General features: G+C 48.4%; 10 protein-coding genes. All 10 read left to right on the top strand.

Annotated elements, in window-relative coordinates:
* Window positions 1-291: 291 nt before the first annotated feature.
* Genes BM058_RS06735 through BM058_RS06690 form a run of 10 tightly spaced genes read left to right on the top strand, consistent with a single transcriptional unit; the run spans window position 292 to window position 7002 of the window.
* A complete protein-coding gene (locus tag BM058_RS06735) occupies window positions 292-1065 on the top strand; it encodes a phage tail tape measure protein (RefSeq protein ID WP_143082985.1) in 774 nt (257 codons plus the stop codon).
* Between the two features lie 4 nt (window positions 1066-1069).
* Window positions 1070-1507, top strand: coding sequence for a phage baseplate protein (locus BM058_RS06730; protein ID WP_090926261.1), 438 nt, complete (start codon window positions 1070-1072; stop codon window positions 1505-1507).
* Window positions 1507-1827 (top strand): phage baseplate plug family protein, encoded by a 321-nt coding sequence (locus BM058_RS06725; protein ID WP_177195457.1) that lies wholly within the window; start codon window positions 1507-1509, stop codon window positions 1825-1827. The genes BM058_RS06730 and BM058_RS06725 overlap by 1 nt, the downstream gene beginning before the upstream one ends.
* Window positions 1820-2623, top strand: coding sequence for a phage protein (locus BM058_RS06720; protein ID WP_090926260.1), 804 nt, complete (start codon window positions 1820-1822; stop codon window positions 2621-2623). Before BM058_RS06725 ends, BM058_RS06720 begins: the two co-directional genes overlap by 8 nt.
* Window positions 2623-3045, top strand: coding sequence for a Gp138 family membrane-puncturing spike protein (locus BM058_RS06715; protein WP_090926259.1), 423 nt, complete (start codon window positions 2623-2625; stop codon window positions 3043-3045). The genes BM058_RS06720 and BM058_RS06715 overlap by 1 nt, the downstream gene beginning before the upstream one ends.
* Window positions 3042-3398: a DUF2634 domain-containing protein gene (locus tag BM058_RS06710; protein WP_090926258.1), complete on the top strand. Its 357-nt coding sequence runs from the start codon at window positions 3042-3044 to the stop codon at window positions 3396-3398. Before BM058_RS06715 ends, BM058_RS06710 begins: the two co-directional genes overlap by 4 nt.
* On the top strand, window positions 3395-4537 hold the full coding sequence (locus tag BM058_RS06705) for a baseplate J/gp47 family protein (protein WP_090926257.1): 1143 nt from the start codon (window positions 3395-3397) through the stop codon (window positions 4535-4537). The genes BM058_RS06710 and BM058_RS06705 overlap by 4 nt, the downstream gene beginning before the upstream one ends.
* Complete coding sequence (locus BM058_RS06700; protein ID WP_090926256.1) at window positions 4534-5352, top strand: hypothetical protein; 819 nt, start codon at window positions 4534-4536, stop codon at window positions 5350-5352. Before BM058_RS06705 ends, BM058_RS06700 begins: the two co-directional genes overlap by 4 nt.
* A gap of 57 nt (window positions 5353-5409) precedes the next feature.
* Window positions 5410-5793, top strand: a complete 384-nt coding sequence (locus BM058_RS06695) for a hypothetical protein (protein WP_090926255.1) — start codon at window positions 5410-5412, stop codon at window positions 5791-5793.
* A 12-nt stretch (window positions 5794-5805) separates the two neighbouring features.
* Window positions 5806-7002, top strand: a complete 1197-nt coding sequence (locus tag BM058_RS06690) for a hypothetical protein (protein WP_090926254.1) — start codon at window positions 5806-5808, stop codon at window positions 7000-7002.
* Window positions 7003-7016 lie beyond the last annotated feature (14 nt).

Below are 7016 nucleotides of genomic sequence, written 5' to 3'. Positions count from 1 at the left end.
AAGCGTTTAGATGTCACAGAACTAATAAGGGGCCGAACCAAGCATCATGGCAGATGAATAAAAAAAGGGGGAATTCACCTTATTCTTCATTCGAAACATCGAAAACGCGCATCACTGTTCTTTGACAATGAAATAGAAGCCAAATAGTGTAGTAGCTATCCAAGCTTCAATGAATCGTTGAATCCATTTCATTAAACAAAGTTTATTGATGAAATGAAATTTTTCCTATTGTTTTTCCTATTGTATGTAAAGGTGAAGCGATTCATCTTTGGCTGAAAATTGGATGAACATATGGCTGAAATTTCAGTTGACAATTACACCATTAAGTCAGTAGTAGGTGGGCTTGCTCGTTTCGCCGGGATGATCGGGCGAGGGATAGCGGCTGTTGTCCGCTTTGGATTACGCCTCGGTAAGTTATTTACGCCGATGGGGTGGCTGATCACCCTTGCTATTGATGTAGGATCAACCATTGTGAATAACTGGGATAAAATCACCGCCAGCGCCGGTGAGGCCGATACAGCAATCGGCGGATTCTTCCGAGGTATGTGGACGGCCGCAAAACTCTACATCAACAAAACCATCGGGCGTATCAACTGGCTTATCGGAGCAATAAATAAGATACCGCTGATCGATATACCGGATATCCCCAAAATGAATATCAGCAGCCCTTCCGGCGGTTCATCCGGGGTATTGTCGCAGGATTCAGGCGGCATGACGGATACAACCACACAATTGGTCGGAAAAAGAATGGCTACCGGGGGTCTTGTCACAGATACCACACAAGCGGTTGTTGGTGAAGGTGCTGATGATGAAGCCGTCGTGCCATTGAATGAACGTGTATATAAACGGATTGGTGAAGGCATAAATGGCGCATCTGCGTCAGGGGGAACCTACAACCAACAGTCCTCGGCTCAAACTGTCCAGTACATGCCTCATGTAGAAGTCAAAGCGTATGGACGTGCTACAGATTATGATAAACGCACATTTAAGCAGTGGGTGTTTGAAACGCTTGATGAACACTATGAGAACATGCGTATCATCAATCCGATGCCGATAGAGAGGTGATAAGATGCCAGCAACTCTTGGAACAGTGCGGCTTGATACCGTGGAACAGGATGAACCGGAACGAGAAGCTGAGATAACGGAATACGCCGTAGAGAAACGTGCTGATATGACTGACCATGTGCGCATGAAGCCGCAGACGATAGATATATCCGGTGTGATCGTCGGGCCGGATGCCGCGTCTCGCATGGTGCAGCTGGAAAAGTATCAGAGCTCCGGCGAAATGATTCCATACCGGCATCGAATCAAGCGGCAGCAGGTACTAATTCAACAGTTCAACAGCACCCACGGCACGAAAGTGGGGAACGGCTTGCAGTTTGATATTACCCTCCGGGAAGTCACACTGGCTGAATCCAGCAGCGTGGATCTGTTGTCGGTTGATGTGAGCTCGCAGGTCAAAGATATCGACAATCTAGGTAGACAGCAGACACAGGAGGGATCCTAATGGCGTACCTTCCTTTTTTTCGTGACCAGGTCCCGTTTTCGTATGAAATCGAACTGGCTGGAGCAACATTCGAGCTGGAATATCACTACAACAGCAAGCATGACTTCTACACCGTAGATTTAAGAAGGAATGGAGAGACGCTTGCTGCAGGTCAGAAAATCGTATATGGAAAGCCACTTTTTGAGGACTACGTGAATGAGGATTTCCCGGAAGTAACGATTATTCCCCGTGATCCGTCCGGCAATGATACAGAAGCGAACCGGGAAACGCTGGGGCAAACGGTGTTTTTGATGATTGAGGACGGTGAAGGTGATGCCTAAATACAGCTTTATGCGGAAAACAGAACTGATTGTAAAGGATCGCAGGTTCCATTCGGATGACTTTGCGATCTTTTTTGAGGTTCCGTTTAACGATGGGGAAGAAGCCGAGGTTGCGGAAATCGAGATATACAACCTGTCGGAAAGCACCTTGAATAACATGAGCAAGGGTGATTCCGTTATTCTGAATGCCGGCTATGAAGGAGATGTCGGCGCGATTCTGCTGGGCGTGCTCCAAAAGAAGAACACAGAGTGGGACGGTACCGATAAGCTCACGACGCTCAAATGCACCGATGCCAGCGAGGCGTGGACCAGGCAAACAATCTCTAAGTCGTATAAGAAAGGCATCAGCGGCTCTTATATCTTGCAAGACCTCGCAAATGAATTAGGGGTGGAAATCGGAGCTATATCGCTGCCAAATGACAAGGTATATGCCAGAGGGCGCAGCGTTAGTGGAACTATCACGTATGTTATGCAGAAGGTTGCAATAGATTGCGGCGCTACAGTACGTGTCACGAGAGGAAAAGTTTTTATTCGTGATCCGAGATATGGTGATGAAACATCATTTCTCCTGTCTCCCGAACATGGCCTTGTGGGGACACCGGAACGTTTTGAAGAAGAAAATGATGATGAGGAAACCGTGAAAGGCTGGAATACGAAATGCCTGCTCAATCATCGACTTTCTGAAGGGCTTCATGTACGCGTAGCGTCCAGCACAGCAAATGGCCGGTACCGGATTCGGAAAGGCACACACAAAGCAACAGACTCTGATTTTGTCACGGAAATGGAGGTGGTCTAATGCGTGGAGATTCCTATTTAAAACAGTTTATATCATCTCACCTGCTGGATCTTCATACAGCCATGCCTTGCCGAGTGGAGAGTTTTGCGGCCGGGAAGGCTGAACTGCAGCCGTTGTTCAAGCGCAAAGAGAAGGGGAAGGAAGCTGAAAGTTACCCTCCCATTTTAGAAGCGCACGCACTCTCCCAGCGATTCATCATCAAAGATAAGTACGTGTCGTCGGTTAGTTCAGAGCACGCTCTGTCGTACACCGAAGAAGAGATTGAACGAGAGGTCACACCGGTATATAAAAAAGGGGACATCGTGTATGTCGTCTTTGCAGAGCGCGCCCTGGATAACGTGATATCAGGCAGTGAAGCCGATCCGGAATTCAGCCGGCATCATGCTTTGGAGGACGCTGTGATTGTGGGGCTGATCCAATGAAGGCGTTGAAGATCGACGGAAAAACCGGTGATCTCGTGATGGAGAACGGTGATTTTGTCTGGATTGAAGAGGATGAGGAACTGCTGCAGGATATACGATCCGTACTAAAAACAGCGCTGGATGAATGGTTTCTTGATCCTTCCTTTGGAACAGAGTACGAAGCGATACAAGGGAAGGGCGTCACGGACGATGATGTCACCCAAACGCTTTATGACGCGCTTGAGCAAGTCGAACGAGTGACCACAGTAACAGACATAGAGATTGAGCGGGACGGCGAGCGACAGCTTTCCGTCTTTTTTCGTTGCTATGCGGGAGAAGAAGAAGTAACCGGGACGGAGGTGATGAACCTATGAGTATGCTTGATAAGAATGGTTTCAAGAGGAAGCGATATGCGGATATCGTGGCGTCATTGGAGAACCGCGCGAAGGAGAAGATGGGCGAGAGCACAAACCTGTCACCGAAACAATTCCTCGGTATTTTTCTCCGCGTCATTGCGTGGATTCTGTCTCTTTTCGCGCAAGATCTTGAAGACACGTACAATGCTGCATTCGTTGAAACTTCAGAAGGCATTGCATTGAATCGAAATGCCAAAAGGCAGAGCGCCCGAAGAATGCAACCCCTCCGATCAACTGGATCCATTGAGATAACCGGAGAGGAAGACACAGTTGTTGATTCCGGCTTTGTGGTTGAAACGAGCCGTAGCATACGGTTTCGGACTACAGAAAGCGTAACTATTTCATCGGGCGGTACAGTGACAGCAGACATTGAAGCTGCGGAAAGAGGGCAGCAGGGCAACGTTAATGCCGGCGATATCACAGAAATCGTGAATCCATCCCCAGGCATCGACAGTGTAACCAACCCGGAAGCTACGTCTGGCGGGCGTGATAGGGAAAGCGACGAGGAACTCCGGGAACGACTGGACCGCACTCGATCAGAAGAAAACCGGCTTGTTTTCAACCTGCTTGATGTTACGGGCGTTCGGGACGTCTATTTGGACTCAAATGAGACCAACACTACGTCCGACGGCATTCCACCCAAAAGTATTGAACCGGTCGTCTGGGGCGGCGCGGAACAGGACGTTGTAGAGACGATCATGCGTTACAAGTCAGGCGGCATCCAGTCGTTTGGTGATACTCAGGTGACTGTGCAGGACAGCAAGGGCAGGGATCAAGCGATTGGCTATTCCCGACCGAATATAGTCGATGTCTACGTTAATATAACACTGAGTGGAAGTGCAGATCAGGACGCTATCCGGGCAAATATCATTGAATACATTGGCGGTCAGGACGCAGACGGCACGGAATATGATGGTCTTGGCATCAAAGAAGATGTGATCGCCTTCCAGGCACTCATGTCAGCCGGCAGAGACAGCAGCGCAGAAGATATCACGATCGAGCTCTCGACAGATGGATCCACGTACTCGTATGACAACATCACGATCAATCAGCGTGAGTACGCGCGCACGGACGCGGACAAGGTGGTGTTTCAATGACAATAGCTGACAAGATGCTTTCATGGATTACGGACCGGTACAGCAAGCGTCCGGACTCCAACATCGCCAAGCTGATGGCTGTCGTTGGAGAGGAAATACAGGAGAAACTGTTCGATACCCGCGATTCTATTGTCTATTATCAAGATATCGATAATGCCGAGGGTAAGGTTCTTGATCGCTACGGGCAGGATGTAGGCCAGCAACGGAATGGCATGGATGACCAGTCGTACCGGTACATGATCAAGACGAAAGACAGCGCCAATTTCTCCAATGGCGATATTGAGACCATCAATGAGATCATGGAAAACTTGCTCGGTGACGCGTATAAAGGACTTGCTGAATGCTGGCGGTACGAGAAATACGACAACGAACCGGCAGCGCTCGTCCTTCTATACGAAACGGATATCTTTACGCCGCAGCTGAAGTTTGACGGCACCGCCAAATTCGATGGAACGTATCTGTTTTCCGGAAACAAAGGCGGTCAGTTTGCGACAGCTGCCATAGATAATGTTCGAACATCAATCCGCCGTATCGTGCAGAACGGAATTCGGATATATTTCGGTGTGCCGATTGAAGCGGCATACCAGGACATCATTGCATACAACACCTTGATCGTTCCGAGAATATCCAAGGCTTATACTCTGCCGATCAATTATGAAGCCGGTTTTCACGTACAAAGGGATACGCAAATTACCAAAGCGCTCAAGTTTGACGGGAGCGCTTCTTTTAATGGCGTACATCAATTTGATGGGGAGCGAGCGCCCACGGAGTACGGTCTCCAGATGAGGATTAATGGAGAGGAGGTTGAAGCATGAATGTGAATACCAAACCAACCTATCATGTCGAGATCAAAGAAAGGAAGGTGACGCAGCATGGCGGTAAAGAAAGCCGTAACAATCACCCGAAGAACGAAAAGCGCTGAAGCCTCTGCCGGCGTTGATACATTGACTGCAATCGCTCAAGTCGGCTGGGGAGACGGCGGACACGATTCAAGCACCGGTGATGTGAATGATCCGGATCCGGACGGAACACAGGCAGCAGGTGAGTTCCTGGTCAAAGACATTGAGAATGTAACGGTTAACGGAACCAACGCCGTGATTGAAGTGGTACTTTCAGCAGACGAAGGAAACGGCCGGAATATATCATCGGTTGCTCTCTATGACGAGGACGCGGACCCTGTGGTATTCGTGAACTTTTCACCGAAGGGTAAGGATTCAGACACCATCATTGAGATCGATCTTACCGAAGAACATTAAAGGAGGGATAGCATGGCAGAACACCCTATTAAGGATCCGAAAGCATATAACCAACAGTTGAGAGAGATTGAGACAACGGACGACGTTCATCCCAGTGTAATGAACCCGTTATTTTATCAGCTCATTAACAATGACGCTTACCTAAAAGAACAACTCGGTGACTTGGCCAACCTCTCAACGGAGCAGAAAACAAACCTGGTTGCCTCCATAAACGAGCTTCTGAATAAAATAGGCACCCTGGATAATCTGAACACCGATGAAAAGTCAGATCTGGTTGCTTCCATCAATGAAGTACTGCAGAAATTTAGTACGCATAGTTCCGAAGATGTGACAAACGATAACCCACCGCACGGATTGAAAAAGAACAACTACAGCGCCACAGCAGAACCTACTGCAACAGATGATTCCAGCGCAGGGTATAACGTAGGTAGCATTTGGCATATGGACGACGGAAGTACAAAAATGACATCATACGTTTGCTTGGATGATACAAACGGAAGCGCAATATGGCACGAATATGCGGTAGATCAATCCAAATATCTTGACGATACATCCGGTTCTCCCGGTTCTCGTACTATTTCAGATGGTGATAAAGACGCAGGATACTACGGCGCTGTACCATCATCTGATTTTATTTCTGGCGAGCAGTTGGCAAGCGAGGTTGGTCTTACAGCAGGAACGTCACAATTTTCTAATACAGAGTGGCTCAAATTTTCGATCGCGGGGGCTCCGGCCTTTAGTCCGCAAAAGCCGATTAGGTTTGATTTGAGTTGGGATGATCTAGATAATGCCGGTGCGGTTTTTGGAAACAAAACCGTAACAATCAACGGACTGGAGTATGCCGTGAGGTTGTGGCGCGGTGCCGAAAATGACCCGTGCAATTACCAAGATGTAGACAGAGATGCTATCGGATCTGAATGGAACAAACTGATGTTACCGATCAGCGACAAAGCGCCAGATAACTTTAGTTACTCAGAATATGCGAGTGAACCTACCGAAAATTGGAGTCCTAATTTTACCGACGAAGATTTAATCACGGTGAATGAATACGGAGACGGATCGCGGAGTTGGTGTCAAGAAACAATAAGTGACGATACTGGCTCCCGCGTCGGCCGCGGATACGAGGGAGTGTCATACTTCCAGGCGTATTCGTCTTCCGGTTCGAATACGAGCGCCGGTTGGCGCCCTGTCCTTGAACTAGTTCAATAGAAAGGAGGAAAATA

This window comes from Salibacterium qingdaonense, assembly GCF_900114715.1.
Lineage (GTDB): Bacteria > Bacillota > Bacilli > Bacillales > Marinococcaceae > Salibacterium > Salibacterium qingdaonense.
This window is presented reverse-complemented; position numbering and strand designations above follow the sequence as displayed.

What these genes read in the sequence shown, in the direction of transcription:
- BM058_RS06710 (WP_090926258.1), top strand. Translation starts at nt 3,042, where the DNA reads ATGAAGGCGTTGAAGATCGACGGAAAAACCGGTGATCTCGTGATGGAG.
- BM058_RS06715 (WP_090926259.1), top strand. Translation starts at nt 2,623, where the DNA reads ATGCGTGGAGATTCCTATTTAAAACAGTTTATATCATCTCACCTGCTG.
- BM058_RS06735 (WP_143082985.1), top strand. Translation starts at nt 292, where the DNA reads ATGGCTGAAATTTCAGTTGACAATTACACCATTAAGTCAGTAGTAGGT.
- BM058_RS06730 (WP_090926261.1), top strand. Translation starts at nt 1,070, where the DNA reads ATGCCAGCAACTCTTGGAACAGTGCGGCTTGATACCGTGGAACAGGAT.
- BM058_RS06705 (WP_090926257.1), top strand. Translation starts at nt 3,395, where the DNA reads ATGAGTATGCTTGATAAGAATGGTTTCAAGAGGAAGCGATATGCGGAT.
- BM058_RS06720 (WP_090926260.1), top strand. Translation starts at nt 1,820, where the DNA reads ATGCCTAAATACAGCTTTATGCGGAAAACAGAACTGATTGTAAAGGAT.
- BM058_RS06725 (WP_177195457.1), top strand. Translation starts at nt 1,507, where the DNA reads ATGGCGTACCTTCCTTTTTTTCGTGACCAGGTCCCGTTTTCGTATGAA.
- BM058_RS06700 (WP_090926256.1), top strand. Translation starts at nt 4,534, where the DNA reads ATGACAATAGCTGACAAGATGCTTTCATGGATTACGGACCGGTACAGC.
- BM058_RS06695 (WP_090926255.1), top strand. Translation starts at nt 5,410, where the DNA reads ATGGCGGTAAAGAAAGCCGTAACAATCACCCGAAGAACGAAAAGCGCT.
- BM058_RS06690 (WP_090926254.1), top strand. Translation starts at nt 5,806, where the DNA reads ATGGCAGAACACCCTATTAAGGATCCGAAAGCATATAACCAACAGTTG.